This is a genomic window from Teredinibacter turnerae T7901 (genome assembly GCF_000023025.1).
Classification (GTDB): domain Bacteria; phylum Pseudomonadota; class Gammaproteobacteria; order Pseudomonadales; family Cellvibrionaceae; genus Teredinibacter; species Teredinibacter turnerae_B.
Genome location: NC_012997.1, coordinates 86,032 through 100,516 on the forward strand (window position 1 = coordinate 86,032; position 14,485 = coordinate 100,516).

At 51.4% G+C, this 14,485-nt stretch carries 14 protein-coding genes; 10 read left to right on the top strand and 4 right to left on the bottom strand.

What is annotated here, in order from left to right:
• The first annotated feature begins 33 nt into the window (after positions 1 to 33).
• From coxB to TERTU_RS00350, 4 genes are read left to right on the top strand one after another with little or no spacing between them, the layout of a single operon-like run.
• Positions 34 to 1,173: a cytochrome c oxidase subunit II gene (coxB, locus tag TERTU_RS00335; protein ID WP_015820196.1), complete on the top strand. Its 1,140-nt coding sequence runs from the start codon at positions 34 to 36 to the stop codon at positions 1,171 to 1,173.
• Positions 1,174 to 1,185: 12 nt separating this feature from the next.
• Positions 1,186 to 2,769: a cytochrome c oxidase subunit I gene (gene ctaD / locus TERTU_RS00340; RefSeq protein ID WP_015817004.1), complete on the top strand. Its 1,584-nt coding sequence runs from the start codon at positions 1,186 to 1,188 to the stop codon at positions 2,767 to 2,769.
• 34 nt (positions 2,770 to 2,803) lie between these two features.
• Complete coding sequence (locus tag TERTU_RS00345; protein WP_015818406.1) at positions 2,804 to 3,424, top strand: cytochrome c oxidase assembly protein; 621 nt, start codon at positions 2,804 to 2,806, stop codon at positions 3,422 to 3,424.
• A gap of 26 nt (positions 3,425 to 3,450) precedes the next feature.
• Positions 3,451 to 4,374, top strand: coding sequence for a cytochrome c oxidase subunit 3 (locus TERTU_RS00350; protein WP_015819865.1), 924 nt, complete (start codon positions 3,451 to 3,453; stop codon positions 4,372 to 4,374).
• Between the two features lie 5 nt (positions 4,375 to 4,379).
• Here the strand turns inward: TERTU_RS00350 and TERTU_RS00355 are convergent, their stop codons facing one another.
• Positions 4,380 to 4,640 carry a DUF2909 domain-containing protein gene (locus tag TERTU_RS00355; protein ID WP_015816950.1) on the bottom strand — a complete coding sequence of 87 codons (261 nt, stop codon included), beginning with the start codon at positions 4,638 to 4,640 and terminating at the stop codon, positions 4,380 to 4,382.
• A 36-nt stretch (positions 4,641 to 4,676) separates the two neighbouring features.
• Here TERTU_RS00355 and TERTU_RS00360 point away from each other — a divergent pair, with 36 nt between their 5' ends.
• The 5 genes from TERTU_RS00360 to TERTU_RS00380 are packed head-to-tail and all read left to right on the top strand — an operon-like array spanning position 4,677 to position 8,939.
• Positions 4,677 to 5,408 carry an SURF1 family protein gene (locus TERTU_RS00360; RefSeq protein WP_015819343.1) on the top strand — a complete coding sequence of 244 codons (732 nt, stop codon included), beginning with the start codon at positions 4,677 to 4,679 and terminating at the stop codon, positions 5,406 to 5,408.
• Positions 5,409 to 5,430: 22 nt separating this feature from the next.
• A complete protein-coding gene (locus tag TERTU_RS00365) occupies positions 5,431 to 6,084 on the top strand; it encodes a hypothetical protein (protein ID WP_015819825.1) in 654 nt (217 codons plus the stop codon).
• Entirely contained in the window at positions 6,081 to 7,352 is a 1,272-nt protein-coding gene (locus TERTU_RS00370; protein WP_015819023.1) for a COX15/CtaA family protein, read from the top strand. Before TERTU_RS00365 ends, TERTU_RS00370 begins: the two co-directional genes overlap by 4 nt.
• Positions 7,336 to 8,271: a heme o synthase gene (gene cyoE, locus TERTU_RS00375; RefSeq protein WP_015819185.1), complete on the top strand. Its 936-nt coding sequence runs from the start codon at positions 7,336 to 7,338 to the stop codon at positions 8,269 to 8,271. The genes TERTU_RS00370 and cyoE overlap by 17 nt, the downstream gene beginning before the upstream one ends.
• Before the next feature lie 2 nt (positions 8,272 to 8,273).
• A complete protein-coding gene (locus TERTU_RS00380) occupies positions 8,274 to 8,939 on the top strand; it encodes an SCO family protein (protein ID WP_015817857.1) in 666 nt (221 codons plus the stop codon).
• Between the two features lie 145 nt (positions 8,940 to 9,084).
• Here the strand turns inward: TERTU_RS00380 and TERTU_RS00385 are convergent, their stop codons facing one another.
• A complete protein-coding gene (locus TERTU_RS00385) occupies positions 9,085 to 9,873 on the bottom strand; it encodes a type IV pili methyl-accepting chemotaxis transducer N-terminal domain-containing protein (RefSeq protein WP_015819598.1) in 789 nt (262 codons plus the stop codon).
• 440 nt (positions 9,874 to 10,313) lie between these two features.
• Between TERTU_RS00385 and TERTU_RS00390 the strand changes: the two genes are divergently transcribed.
• Positions 10,314 to 10,568 carry a hypothetical protein gene (locus TERTU_RS00390; protein WP_015817707.1) on the top strand — a complete coding sequence of 85 codons (255 nt, stop codon included), beginning with the start codon at positions 10,314 to 10,316 and terminating at the stop codon, positions 10,566 to 10,568.
• 243 nt (positions 10,569 to 10,811) lie between these two features.
• On the opposite strand, the gene TERTU_RS00395 is transcribed toward TERTU_RS00390, so the two are convergent.
• Positions 10,812 to 11,930 (bottom strand): alkaline phosphatase family protein, encoded by a 1,119-nt coding sequence (locus tag TERTU_RS00395; protein WP_015817248.1) that lies wholly within the window; start codon positions 11,928 to 11,930, stop codon positions 10,812 to 10,814.
• 76 nt (positions 11,931 to 12,006) lie between these two features.
• Positions 12,007 to 14,391, bottom strand: coding sequence for a TonB-dependent receptor domain-containing protein (locus TERTU_RS00400; RefSeq protein ID WP_015820641.1), 2,385 nt, complete (start codon positions 14,389 to 14,391; stop codon positions 12,007 to 12,009).
• Between the last annotated feature and the right edge of the window lie 94 nt (positions 14,392 to 14,485).

A 14,485-nucleotide genomic window follows, 5' to 3' on the forward strand; every position in this document is an offset into this window, starting at 1 on the left:
GACCCACACTATTTCAATAATGGAGAAAGGGCGATGTTAAAACTTTCCTCGCGTTGGTTTGCGTGGACCTCCAGCGTCGTGCTCGCTGCCGCGTGTTGTGGCGTTGCCGCGGGCGAGTGGCCGCTAAACATGACGAAAGGGGTGACTGACGTCAGCCACAATGTCTACGGTCTGCACATGACCATTTTATTCTGGTGCATTGGTATTGGCGTTGTGGTGTTTGGCGTCATGTTTTATTCCATGGCGATGCATCGCAAAAGCATGGGTGCAAAAGCGGCAAATTTCCACGAGAGCACCACGTTGGAAATCATCTGGACAGCGATCCCGCTGCTCATCCTTATTTTTATGGCCGTGCCGGCCACGTCTACCCTGAAACAACTTTACGATACCGAAGACGCGGACCTCGACATTCTCGTCACAGGTTATCAGTGGAAGTGGAAATACGAATACCTGGGTGAAGAGGTGAGTTTTTATTCCAACCTCAGCGACGCCTCCCGCGAGCAAATTTATGGTCCGAAAGAAAAATCCACCGATTACCTGCGCGATGTAGATAACCCCCTGATTATTCCTGTCGGCAAAAAGGTGCGATTTCTGGTAACCGCCGCCGATGTGATCCACAGCTGGTGGGTGCCGCAGTTAGCGGTTAAACGCGATGCCATCCCCGGTTATATCAACGAGAGCTGGACGTTTGTGGAAGAGCCCGGCGTTTTTCGCGGCCAGTGCGCGGAGCTGTGCGGAAAAGACCACGGCTTTATGCCGATTGTAGTGAAAGCCGTCCCCCAAGCGGAATTCGATACCTGGCTGGGCGAGCAGCGCCAGGCCGCACTAGCGGTCGCCGAAGCGGCGAAGCAGCATTTAAGTTTTGATGAGCTCTATAGCCAGGGTGAAAGCGTTTACAACGCGCGCTGCGCGGCGTGTCATCAGCCGAATGGTGCTGGCGTACCGGGTGTTTTTCCCGCGATTGCGGGCAGTAAGGTCGCAACTGGCGCGTTGGAAAAACACCTGGCAACCGTTGTTCACGGCGTGCCCGGCACTGCCATGCAGGCCTTTGCCGATCAACTGACACCGGTGCAAATCGCCGCGGTTATTACTTACCAACGCAACGCCTTTGGCAACAATATGGGCGACAGCCTGCAGCCGATCGACGTCGTTAACTTCACCCAAAACCAATAGGGAGATCCACCCATGGCACACGGTCCGGCTCCAGGCTTTTCCCGCTGGTTATACACCACCAATCACAAAGATATTGGTTCCATGTATTTGTGGTTTTCGTTCGCGATGTTTTTTATTGGCGGCATGTTCGCCCTGGTCATTCGCGCTGAATTATTTCAGCCGGGGCTACAAATCGTCGAACCCAATTTTTTTAACCAGATGACGACACTGCACGGCTTAATCATGGTGTTTGGCGCAGTGATGCCCGCGTTCGTGGGGCTGGCCAACTGGATGATACCGATGATGATAGGCGCTCCGGATATGGCGCTGCCACGCATGAATAACTGGAGCTTCTGGATATTGCCTTTTGCGTTTGCGATGTTGATATCCACCTTATTTATGGAGGGGGGCGCGCCTAATTTTGGTTGGACGTTTTACGCCCCGCTCTCCACCACTTACGCCCCGGCCTCGGTCACGTTTTTTATTTTCGCCATACATATTATGGGCGCGTCTTCGATAATGGGGGCGATCAATATTATTGCGACGATTTTAAATATGCGGGCGCCGGGCATGACCATGATGAAAATGCCGCTCTTCGTGTGGACCTGGCTGATTACCGCCTATTTATTGATTGCGGTGATGCCGGTGTTGGCGGGGGTGGTCACCATGATGCTGATGGATATTCACTTCGGCACCAGCTTTTTTGATGCGGCGGGCGGGGGTGACCCGGTATTGTTTCAACACGTGTTTTGGTTTTTCGGTCACCCCGAAGTCTACATTATGATTCTGCCCGCGTTTGGCATTGTCTCCGCCATTATTCCCACTTTTGCCCGCAAGCCGCTATTTGGCTACAGCTCTATGGTTTATGCCACGGCCTCTATCGCGTTTCTCAGTTTTATTGTGTGGGCGCACCACATGTTTACGGTAGGCATGCCGCTTTTTGGTGAGATGATTTTTATGTACGCGACCATGCTGATCGCAGTGCCTACCGGGGTAAAAGTATTTAACTGGGTGACCACCATGTTTCGCGGTTCGATGACATTTGAAACTCCGATGCTGTTTGCCATCGCCTTCGTTATTTTATTTACCATCGGTGGCTTTTCGGGGTTGATGCTGGCTATGGCGCCTGCAGACTTTCAATACCACGATACCTATTTTGTGGTCGCGCACTTTCACTATGTTTTGGTGCCCGGTGCGATTTTTTCGATTACCGCGGCGGTGTATTACTGGTTGCCAAAATGGACCGGACATATGTACGACGAACTGATGGGCAAAGTCCATTTCTGGATTGCCTTTATCGGCTTGAACGTCACGTTTTTTCCGATGCATTTTTCCGGGCTGGCGGGCATGCCCAGACGTATTCCCGACTACAACCCGCTGTGGGCAGACTGGAATATGATTTCATCGGTGGGCGCATTTCTTTTTGGCGCAGCCCAGGTGCTCTTTTTATACAACGTCATTAAAACCATTGCGGTTGGGCGCAAAGCGACCACAGCGGTGTGGGAAGGCTCCCATGGATTGGAATGGACGGTGCCTTCGCCAGCGCCTTATCACACTTTTACACGACCGCCGGACATCGCGGATGACGACCCCCATCTGGTTGCGGGCACGCCCTAATGACGCGCTGCCAGGCACGCATTGGGATTGATCGATGAGCGATTTGCGAGAGCAACGGGGTATCGCGCGTTCGATTGGCAAATCGGTGGCCTTAGTGATTGCCATGTTTTTATTTGCCACGTTGGTGATGCCGCCGCTCTATACACTGTTTTGTGATCTCACGGGTTTGAACGGTAAAACCCGTGGCCAGGCAACGCCGGTCGCAGCCGCAGTAGACACCAGTCGGCAAGTGACGGTGCGCTTTGTCAGCGCGAAAAATGACAATATGCCCTGGCAATTTAGGCCTGAAGATTTCTCGTTAAAGGTACATCCTGGAGAGCAGATTGTTACCCATTTTTTTGCGCAAAACCCCACTGCGAATATTATGGTGGGCCAAGCAGTACCCAGTATGGTGCCGCATAATGCGACGGATTACTTCCATAAAATGGCGTGTTTTTGCTTTAACCAGCAGGCGTTGGGGCCGGGCGAAGCCGCGAATTTAGGCTTGCTGTTTGTGGTAGATCAGGCGCTGCCTAAAGCCATTAATACCATTATTTTAAGTTATACCCTGTTCGATGTGACCGCGAGTTCACCCCAGGCGGTAGCGGAAAAAAATCGACAGTTGCAGTCGGTGCGCACCGCGGACACGACGCATTTAATTGCCCACAGCCCTTAGCCGGGCGACATTGCGGAACCATCGTTATGGAACAGAAAATTGATGTGTACTACGTCCCCGCGCAAAGCAGGTTACCGTTTGCTGCATCTGTAGGATTGTTTCTTACCGTCTACGGGTTAGGCAACTGGTTAAACCAGCTGCAGTCCAGTTCGGATGGCAATGGCCAAACCTTGTTTGTGTGCGGCGTATTGCTTTTGTGTACGGTGTTGTTTATTTGGTTTTCTACGGTTATTAACGAAAATTTACAAGGTCTCAACAACGCACAATTAAAACGCAGTTATGTCTGGGGTATGGGTTGGTTTATTTTTTCGGAGGTGATGTTTTTTTCCGCATTTTTTGGCGCGCTCTGGTATATACGCAATATTGCGCTGCCAGAACTTTCAAACGGCCCTACCAGCGCGTTGCTCTGGAATAACTTCGAAGCGCAATGGCCGCTCATGACCACACCGGATATGGTCGTCAATAACGACACCGCCCGAATGGTTGGTCCCGATGAAAATATGAGTAATCCGGGTTTAACCGGTTGGGCGAGTTGGTTGCCCTTCTGGAATACGGCGGTGCTGCTCAGCTCCAGCGTGACAGTTCATATCGCGCACACTGGGCTGAAAAATAACAATAAAAAGCAATTTAATGTATTTCTCGCCATCACCGTCTTGCTTGGTATCGCGTTTTTGACATTGCAGTTCGAAGAATATATGCACGCATACCAGCATATGGGCCTAACCCTGAACGCCGGGGTATACGGTGCAACCTTTTTTATCCTCACAGGTTTTCATGGTCTGCACGTCAGCATGGGCACGTTTATGTTGTTAGTCCAGTTGCTGCGTTCTGTGAGTAAAGGGCATTTTTCTCACGACAATTGTTTTGGTTTTGAAGCGTCCAGTTGGTACTGGCATTTTGTAGACGTGGTGTGGGTTGCGCTATTTATTTTTGTGTATGTGCTTGGCTAGCGCGCTTATGGGGTTTTTGAGGATACGGTCGGTGTGGCCGAGTGTGCCCAGGGCGCGGTATTGCCGAGCTTGCCGGAGTGAATACCATAGCCGATGGTGGCGAGAAGTGCGGTGGCCAACGCAACGCGAATACCCAGCGTATAGAGCGTACGTTTGGCAGACGTATTGCCCGAATCGCGCAATAAGAAAACTAAACTGCTGGTGAGACTTGCGATGACAGCCAGTAACAGCGCTACCACAATAATTTTTAACACCGTTGGACTCATGTTTCGCGATCTCCATGGTATTGCAGCAGCTGATTTATGGGACAACTGAGATTTGTCTACTCAGCTCGTTTGACGACCGTTTGTGCGTTGGTATTCCCGCTGCTGATCGTGTTGGGCTTTTGGCAATTGCAGCGCGCCGACGAGAAAGCCAGCCTGGAAGCGCGATGGCAATTAGCGCAGGCGCAACCGGCGGTCGACTATCGTGAGATTTTAGACCAAACAAGCCCGTTACGGCGGGTTTTTGCGCAAGGCCATTTCGATACGCAGCGATACTGGCTACTGGAAAACAAGGTGTACCAGGGCGCACTTGGGTATCAGGTAATTGCGCCTTTCAAAACTAGCGCGGGTGACTGGTTAGCGGTAAACGCTGGCTGGGTGCCAGCAAACGCATACCGAAATATAAACCCGGAAGTCGTATTGCCCACTGCTCAGATAAGGGTAACCGGAAATTTACGCAAACCCAGTGATTCTGCGTTTATCGGCGAGCAACAGGCGTCGGATACCTGGCCACAACGTTTACTCGAGATTGATACGGAATTTATGTCGCGTGTATACGCTGTTAGTGGTGTCACTCTGCTGCCCTTTGAGTTACAGCTTGATCGCGACAGCCCGGGCGCATTTAGCGCGGTGTGGCAGCCCATCAATATGCCGCCTGCGCGTCATCGCGCCTATGCAGTGCAATGGTTTGCGATGGCGGCAGCGCTGCTGGTGTTGTGGCTGATAAGCAGTGTGCGTCGCGTGCCCGAGCAATCGCCGAACTCAGAGTAATCGCTGAATAGTGGAGAAGCTTATGACCAGCGCCATCGAGACTGATATTCCCCGCAGTGCCTCACCGGGTAAATCCTGGGTTCCACTATGGCTTACACTGGTTGCGCTCTTTCCCATTGTCGCCGCTTATACGGTATTTTTTACTGGCGTTGGGGTGCCTGCGCACACGGTTAATTCAGGCAGCCTGTTGCCGCAGCCGGTGAATGTGACCACGCTCCTGGCAGCCGATGCCCCTGAATTTCTGCAAGCGATAACAGGTGAGAAGAAATGGCGATTGCTGTTACCTGTAGACAGTCACTGCAGCGACAATTTGTGCACCCGTAATTTATACACCACACGGCAAGTGCATATTCGGCTCGGCGAAAAAAGTGATCGCCTGGAGCGCGTTGCGATAAATCTGGAAGGAACTGCCGGTTTGGCGCGCCTGGAACAATTACGCGAGGCGCATCCACGCTTAAAAATAGTCTCGGTACCCGTCGCACAATGGCAGTCCTGGCTGCGGTCCGGTGGTGTCGACGAACACCAGGTTCTCGACACCGCGCAGTTAACCTCCCGTTATTTTTTGGTCGATCAGGAGGGCTACGCGATGATGGAATACGCGGCCGATATACCCGGTGGTGCGTTATTAAAGGATCTAAAGCGCGCGCTGAAATTCAGCATTGATTATCAGCAATGAGCGATATCATAACGCTGGCAACGCCGACACAATTACATCGGCGATCCAAGCAAACTCAAAGTCCGACTACCAAAAGCACGCGGGCGTTTGTGATGTTGTGCGCGGTGGCGTTTTCTCTGGCGTTGGCGGTGGTTACGCTCGGCGCATTTACCCGGCTGGCCGATGCTGGTCTCGGTTGCCCGGACTGGCCTACTTGTTACGGCCATTTGTGGGTGCCCAACGAGCATCACGAAATTGCCGCCGCCAACGAAAAATTTTCTGCAACACCGGTTGAAGTGCACAAAACCTGGCCGGAGCAACTTCACCGGCTGTTAGCATCGTCTTTGGGCATGGTTATTTTCGTGCTGTTTATTATGGCCTGCCGTCGCACCCAATCGCCAATGCGCATCGCTTTTTCCGTGGCTTTAGCAATATTGCTTGCAAGTTTGTTCGCCCGCATTTTTTTGGGCGCGGTGATGGATATCCCGGTGCTATTGATATTTAGCGGCTACTTTGTTCTGCTCAGTCAGCGCTGGCGTAAATACAAAGGGCAGGCAACGGAGCTGTGTGTTACCGCATTGCTCGCAGGAATGGTGATAGCGCAGGGCTTTTTTGGCATGTGGACGGTGACGTTAAAACTATGGCCGCAAGTTGTCACCGCGCATTTACTCGGCGGCTTCGCCACGCTTTCAGTGATTTGGCTGTTGTTACAGTATTGCGGGTTCCAGTATTGCGCGGGTTGGGGTTGGCAAAGGGCTGGCGTTACCCTGAGTTCTGGCTGCCTAAAAAATTTGCGGTTGCTGGCGGGCATTGCACTGGGTTGTGTGATTTTACAGGTGGGGCTCGGCGGCTGGACCACATCAAACTATGCCGCACTCGCGTGTCCGGATTTTCCGCGTTGCCAAAATCAATGGTGGCCCGCGGCGGACTTTCGTCATGGGTTCAATATGCTGCAATCAGTGGGGCCCAATTATCTTGGCGGCCAACTGGAAGCGGAGGGCAGAATCGCAATCCACTTTGCGCATCGGTTCGGCGCGCTTGGTGTAACCGTGGCTGTGCTGTTGCTCTGTGGCTTGCTGTGGCGTACGGGCGAGCCAATTGTGCGTCGTTGGTCGGCCATGCTTATCGCGGCTTTGGGGCTGCAAATTTCTCTGGGTGTCAGCAACGTACTACTGTCATTACCACTTGCAGTTGCGGTGGCGCACAACGCCGGTGGAGCTGTGCTATTGCTGATGTTGGTTGCGTTAAATCACCGGCTATGGGCGAACAATTATGGCGTTAATCATTAGATCAGAAATCGACAAAGCAACGCAGGCAATCACCACTGCATTGCCCTGGCGGGATTATTACGAACTGACCAAACCGAAAGTCGTGATGCTCATGTTGTTAACATCCCTTATCGGCATGTTGCTCGCGACACCATCGCCGGCACCTCTGTGGCTGCTGGTGTTGGGTAATCTTGGCATCGGTTTGTGTGCCGGTGCCGCTGCGGCCGTGAACCATCTGGTGGACCGTCACGTGGACGTAAAAATGGCGCGGACGTTTCATCGGCCCGTAGCCAATGGGCGTATTACCCCGACTAACGCATTATTATTTTCGGCGTTATTGGGTGGAGTAGGCCTCTGGATACTTAGCAGCTTTATTAATGCGCTGACCGCCTGGCTGACGCTGGCCTCACTCCTGGGTTATGCGGTGATTTACACCCTCTTTCTTAAACGGGCCACGCCGCAAAATATTGTTATAGGTGGGTTGGCTGGCGCTGCGCCGCCGTTACTTGGCTGGACCGCAGTGACCGGTGAGCTGGACGGGCACGGTTTATTGCTGGTGCTCATTATTTTTGCCTGGACACCGCCGCATTTTTGGGCCTTAGCACTTTATCGGAAGAAGGAATACGCTAAGGCTGGCATTCCCATGTTGCCAGTAACCCACGGAGACAGTTATACCCGTCTCCACATTGTGCTCTACACCGTTATTTTAATTGCAGTCACCCTGTTGCCGTTTGCCACGCGGATGATGGGGTATTGCTATCTCGTAGGGGCATTGGTTCTCGGTGCAGGCTTTTTGTATCGAGCATTAAAACTGTTGGTTAGCAAAGATCCGAAACAGGGGTTGGAGACCTTTAAATTTTCCATCATTTACTTAATGGCGTTGTTTGTTGTGATGTTGGTCGACCACTACCTGTTCCCAATACCGGTGTACGGAGTCTGACGATGGAAATCCTTGCCGCGCAGAAATCGCCCGTACAAAAACGGCGTATCAGGCAAACTGTTGTTTACCTGCTGCTGTTGATGGCGCTAATGGTACTGGGTGTTTTTTACCGGATTACCCAGCCACGCATCTTGTCTAGCCACGAGTTGCGGGCGAATGGCGCAATTCTATTTGATCACCCGCGAATTATTGAAGATTTTCGCTTGCAGGACGAAAAGGGCCAGGCATTTACCCAGGCCGAATTGACAGGACATTGGACGCTGCTGTTTCTGGGGTTTACCCATTGCCCGGATATTTGCCCCACAACCCTGGCAAAGCTGGCCGAGGTGCATAAAAATTTACAGCCAGAGATTGCCGCGCAAACGCGCGTTGTTTTATTGAGCGTTGATCCGGCACGGGATACACCTGTAAAACTCGCCGAGTACGTACACTATTTCAATCCCGAATTTATAGGCCTCACCGGCGACTTTCGCCAGATTATGACGCTGACGCAAAATCTCAACGGGGTTTTCCAGAAGGTGGTACAAGGGGATGATTACACGGTAGATCACACCGCTAATCTGATTTTGATCAATCCGGAAGGACACTACCAGGGCTTTATTCAGCCCCCGTTTGAGTTAGCCCGTTTGACAACGGTGATTGAATCGATTGTTAGTGCTTATTATTAATTTGGCAATAAAAATTGCTAACTTAATATGGAGTGCGGATTAGTAACGCCATCACAATCTGCATGCCGTCAGCTATTTGGCAATCTCAAAAAGCAAAGCCGACAATAGGTCGGCTTCACTTACTGGGGTTATCTTTGTTTACGGCTTACCGTGATGCAATAGCTGTGTTGGAGTCGAGCAGGTTTGCATACATTTTGGTAATTTCATCCATATTGCGCAGCATAATATCAGTAGTGCCAGTAATCACAAAAATGAGACGGTCACCATCCAGCGTCATATCGCCATCAAAGCCTTTAGATGCATATTTTAAATGGCCTTCGGTCTTTAATATCTTACGGGTGATTTCGTCGGTGTTTAGTGTGCTGTCTTTGAGGTAACTGAGCATCAGTTCGTACTCGGCAAGATCGGAATACAGCAGCTCCAGGCTTTTGCCTTCGTCAAGTTTCAAATAGTAAGCGAGATAATTCTTGGCGATACGCTGTGACAACATGCGCTGACGTCCGGATACATTCACCAGTTCGGCACTGGAGCTATTAGACAATTTTTCCAATTTGCCAACGTACGCGTGTGCGGCGGCAAGGAGCTCGTTGCTCTTGGTGACCAGCGCGGCTGAGTTTTTCGGGTTGGGGTCAGTTTTGGTCAGCTGATGATACTCGTTCCATAACGCGCGGACTTTTAGCAAATCCTGAGTCAGGGGGCGCGCATCAGGAAAATTTTGCAGAGCGGCAAGGTTACTCTGGAATTCGCTAATGCATTTGTTGAGTTGGTCGTGGTAGCGCGCTTTTTCCGGTTGAATGCCGGTAAGCATATAAGACTGCGCGATCCGCTGGGAAAGCATGCGTTGTTTGCCGGCTATATTTATTGCTTCGCCCATGGTTAACGCCATGGCATTGCCTGTTATACACACTAAAAACACTAGGATGAAAAAACGCATCACTGCCTCCAGAAAACTCTATATCAATCAAAATCGAAATCAGTAAAATCACCATACTGGTGCTGGGTTGCCTCAAAGCAGTAATTGGGCCAAACAACGAATTGAAATTAATGCCCTAATATAGGGAGGTATGAAGTGCCATTGTGCTTTTTTAGAAGAATAATTTTGGGAATTGAAAAATTTTAGTGTCAACACCCGGTGCGCCTGAGTCTCATAAAGGTGCGATGTGAGCCGAAAATTAGCACAAATACGTGGCACATGAAATTTCCTGACAATTATTGGCGGTCAACGTCAAAAATGGTTAGAAATTAGTCAGATCGACATGGTTTTTATGATTTGAATTCTTATACCATTATTGATTGAATATCATCGTAAGGAATAAACAGGCGTTTGCGGAACATACAGCACCGCCGCTTGGCTGTTGGTGCAAAGGAGGAGATATGCTTCGATTAATATTGCTTTTTGTGGGCTTCGGTATTTGTTGGCATTACGCTGATTTTAATTCGTTGAGCGCATACAGCTCCGTGCTTGCACCAGTTGGTGTATTAATTTTTGGTTTACTGCTGGCATACAAGCTATTTAGCGGAAAAGGGAGTAGCGACAGAACCGGCGGGGGCGACAGCTTCTTTGGTCTGGATTTTGGCGGTTCCGGTTGTGACGGTGGTGATAGCGGCGGCGATTGCAGTGGTGATTAATGAGATTTGCAATAGCTGCGCTGTTGTTTTGGGATTGAGATATCCAGTCGTAGGTAATTTTTATACCTCTGGGTTCTACTCTCCTCTGGGTTCTACTCTCCTCTGGGTTCTACTCTCCGCTGGGTTTGCTTAGCGCCTTCACACGTTAAGTCACCGTCGCTTTGCCCGGCTGACGCAGGTGCCGGGGAATCAATACCTGGCACCTGTTTACTAGCTCCTTTTTTGTAGCCAGAGTTTCTACTTCTATAGTTCACTCTCTTGCAATATCGGCAGTGCGTTGCCCGCGTGACTGTTTTGTTTCTGCCAGTTCAAACCTAGAACCTCGACTGCGGTGGCCGCGATCTGGTTCGTGCTCAGGCAGGTGTCTGATAGCTTGAGTTGGGTGTCAATCCTCGGGCCTATGGCCGCAAACCAGACGTCGTTGGCGCCTATAATCCCGTCTTTAAAGTGCGCCAATGACTTCATATACCCCTGAGTTGCGGCCTTGCTGGCGTGATGTTGCCAATCTTCCTGGGTGCTGCCGCGCCCGTGGTCGGTTGTAACAATCAGCGTGGTGTTGTCGCGGTAGTGGTTGCTGGACTGCACTGTGTGCCAGAGTTCTGCAATAAACTGATCGGTGCGATGTGCTGCTAGTACGTATTGGTCGTATTCGCCGTCGTGCGCGAAATCATCGGTCTCTCCATAGGCGATATAGAGCACCCGTGGCCGGCGTTGTTTTAGGGTTTCGAGCGCGTAGTGATGGGTGAAAGCGTCCAGCCGCACTGTTTCCCAAGGGCTTGGTATTTCACCCTGTAGTTCGTTTAGCGTTTGTTCCATCGGAGTTAACTTGCTGAATGCGGCTGGTTGAAACCCTGCATTCACCGGAACCTTGCTGCGCGCCTCATTAATAATAAAAGGGAATACATCCCACGAGCCGAATGCGTATACCTGCCCTTTAAATTGTGATTGCTGGTTCAGCCACTCCAGGATGGTCGTATTGGGATTGGGTTTTTTACTGTTGCTGTCGATGGCGGGGTCGGCGCTGCCCGTCAGTATTTCGTTGTAGCCGGGGTAGGAAAAAAACCACGGGTTACTCAGTTGCATACATTCGCCGGCATCTTTATTTCCGTAAAACGCGCCTTCGCGAGCGAGGGTGTGGTGAAAAAAAGGCATTAATTTTTCAGCAGAATTTTCGCCACCAAAATCAGTAAGCAATTTTTCAGAACGCGCACTGAATGCTTTATTGGTCGCTAGTGATGAATCAATGCCGTGAAAAACTTCCTGCCAGCGCAGCCCGTCGATAGTAACCAGAATCAGGTTGTCATTGGCGTACACGGGCAGGCACAGGGTGAGGAGTAGAAGTGCGAGAAAACGATTTTTCATAATTTCGCCTTTGGATTGAAAATAAAAAAAGCGCAGCCGTTGCCGACTGCGCCTTGCGTACTCAATGGAATTGAGTTTAGAAATCGAGAGTCAGGTTGACGGACGCTGTGCGATCTGCGCCGATCCAGCCGCCCCAGCCACCGGCAACACCGCCGATGTATTGCTCGTCAAACAGGTTGTTAACAACCATGCGGATTTCCATTCCTTTAAACACATCGCCACCTAAGTCGGCAGTCACGGCAGCGTAAACATCGGCCACGTTATACGCGTCGATGCGCTGGGTGTTTTGTGGGTCCATCCAGCGTGCACCTACATATTTATTGCTAAAGCCTGCACCGTAATTTCCTTTTTGCCAGTCGAGAGACAGCACGAACATTTCCTCTGCCGAACCGAATACGGTATTACCTTCAGGAATGACCGCGCTGCCAAAGACGAAGCCGTCTTTGTAGGTGGCATCGTTGTAGGTGTAGGAGGAATAGACTTTAAAGTTATCGTTGACATACACAGTCGCACTCACCTCTGCGCCGCTGGACTCAATACCGCCAACATTGGTGTAGACACCGTCGAGTTCGCCGAGGTAGTCCACGCCGTCCACGCCACCGGCAGGGATATAGGTCAGGCGATCTTTAAAGTCGGTGCTGTACAGCGTGATGGTGGCATCGAAGCGCGAGCTGGTGTAGCGCAAACCGATGTCGAAGTTCTCTGCGGTTTCGGCACGAATGGAATCGCTGTCTTGATTGGTTTCGAGAACCGCGTCTTTAATGGCCGCATAGTTTTCTGCGTAGCCAGAGAAGGCTTCCAGATTGTCGGTCAGCTGCAGCTGCACACCGGCGTGTGGCAGCAGGTCAGAGTCGGAATTAACGGTTGCATCCGGGCCACCAAACTTATCGTTGCGGGTGGTTTCAACAAACCATTGTTTGCCGCCCAAACGTACTGTCGCAATACCAGCGGTAAAACTGTCTTCGATGTAATACATAAAGGTGTCGGTGGGGTACTCGCGATCGTATTGCACCCAGTATGGGGTTGCGTCGTAGTGATAGCCCACGCGGGAATCGAGAACTTTGTGCCAGTTGCGGAATTCTTCCCGGTTGCGGTCTTCGTACCAGATACCACCGCGCAGCGTGTTTTCGCCACCCGCGAGGCTCTGAGTCCAGCTGCCGTCGGCAGTCAGACCATAGCGGTCCATGCCGTAGTGTGTGTGGCGGTAGGAACCCACGGGCACGGCATCCGCCGGGAAGCACGCTGGGTCTTGCGCTAAGCCCGAACTTTCATCAACGTCTGCTGTGCTGGGGTCGTCGTTGCTGGTGCCGCCATAAGGGAAGCTGAGGGATGCGCAGTCAGTGCCCGGTGTTAGCTGCATGCCATCTCGGCTAACGTAGGTGTATGAACCCAGAGACGCGCCACCGTAAACGGTGTTGCCGCTAGTCAGTTCGGATTCAGGATTGCCTGCACCATCGTCTGTTACGTCGGCAATGTATTGTGGTACCCAGTCGCCGCGTCCAGAATTGTGGTGGTAGTAGGCGGTGCCGTTGATTTGAACACTGTCCAGATCCCAATCCAGTTTTACATAACCGAGAGTGTTTTCTCGCAGCGTGGACCAGCCGCGACGGTAGGACTGGTCGATCATCGGGATACCCGTCCACTCACCCGTTAAGCGATCCCATTCCGGGTTTTGTTCGAACTCAGCCAGGCTGACGCGTTGGTAGTTGTCTTCTTCGGTATCGTCGTACGAGAGGTAACCGGTAACCGTCAGCTTCTCACCACTGTTGATAACTTTTAGCGCGAGATGATCGCGGGTACTCTCACCGGACTCGTCGATCCAGGATTTACCGTCAGCAGAGGATAAGCTGATGTACGCTTTGGTGCCGTTGGCGAACGCGCCGGTATCGTAGCGAACAAACAACTTCTGGCCCTGGTGATCACCCTGGCTGATACTGAAGCGCATGCGTTCGTCGTCTTGTGGGTCATTGCTGATAAAGTTCAGCGTGCCGCCCAACGCTTCGTGCGAGCGCGAAGCGATATCTGCCGTACCCTGAGAAACTTCTACTGTGCTCAGGTTTTCGGTATCGATGAAACGGTTGGCTTTGGAGCCGCCACCGTAATTGGAGCCGCCGTTGGGGATGCCATCAACTGTCATACCAATTTGTTGTTCATCCAGGCTTACCTGGAAACCGCGGATGGAAATCGTGGTGGACCAGTCGTCGCCACCGAATGCGTCGCCTTCACTGATCAACACGCCGGGCAGATTATCCACCACCGCTAGCACGCTGGTCATGGTGGACTGCTGGTCGATCATGGTTTCCGCAGTGTTGTTATTAGCGAAGCTGGTTTTTTTGGAAAGGACAACCATCTCTTCCAGCATCTGCTCATTCTTTGTCTCATTGGTTTCGGTTTGTGCCGCAACAGATGCGGACAAAACACTCAATATAGCTGCACAGAGGTGCTTCTTTTTAAACAACATGGACCTACCCCCAAGTATCAATTTTTTGTGTGGGCGATTGTGGTGCCGAAATGTTAAGGATTTTTTTAGGTTGTAAGAAAAAGCATCTGTCGCA

Coding starts and splice junctions, on each gene's coding strand:
- coxB (WP_015820196.1), top strand. CDS start 34: ATGTTAAAACTTTCCTCGCGTTGGTTTGCGTGGACCTCCAGCGTCGTG.
- ctaD (WP_015817004.1), top strand. CDS start 1,186: ATGGCACACGGTCCGGCTCCAGGCTTTTCCCGCTGGTTATACACCACC.
- TERTU_RS00345 (WP_015818406.1), top strand. CDS start 2,804: ATGAGCGATTTGCGAGAGCAACGGGGTATCGCGCGTTCGATTGGCAAA.
- TERTU_RS00350 (WP_015819865.1), top strand. CDS start 3,451: ATGGAACAGAAAATTGATGTGTACTACGTCCCCGCGCAAAGCAGGTTA.
- TERTU_RS00355 (WP_015816950.1), bottom strand. CDS start 4,640: ATGAGTCCAACGGTGTTAAAAATTATTGTGGTAGCGCTGTTACTGGCT.
- TERTU_RS00360 (WP_015819343.1), top strand. CDS start 4,677: ATGGGACAACTGAGATTTGTCTACTCAGCTCGTTTGACGACCGTTTGT.
- TERTU_RS00365 (WP_015819825.1), top strand. CDS start 5,431: ATGACCAGCGCCATCGAGACTGATATTCCCCGCAGTGCCTCACCGGGT.
- TERTU_RS00370 (WP_015819023.1), top strand. CDS start 6,081: ATGAGCGATATCATAACGCTGGCAACGCCGACACAATTACATCGGCGA.
- cyoE (WP_015819185.1), top strand. CDS start 7,336: ATGGCGTTAATCATTAGATCAGAAATCGACAAAGCAACGCAGGCAATC.
- TERTU_RS00380 (WP_015817857.1), top strand. CDS start 8,274: ATGGAAATCCTTGCCGCGCAGAAATCGCCCGTACAAAAACGGCGTATC.
- TERTU_RS00385 (WP_015819598.1), bottom strand. CDS start 9,873: ATGCGTTTTTTCATCCTAGTGTTTTTAGTGTGTATAACAGGCAATGCC.
- TERTU_RS00390 (WP_015817707.1), top strand. CDS start 10,314: ATGCTTCGATTAATATTGCTTTTTGTGGGCTTCGGTATTTGTTGGCAT.
- TERTU_RS00395 (WP_015817248.1), bottom strand. CDS start 11,930: ATGAAAAATCGTTTTCTCGCACTTCTACTCCTCACCCTGTGCCTGCCC.
- TERTU_RS00400 (WP_015820641.1), bottom strand. CDS start 14,391: ATGTTGTTTAAAAAGAAGCACCTCTGTGCAGCTATATTGAGTGTTTTG.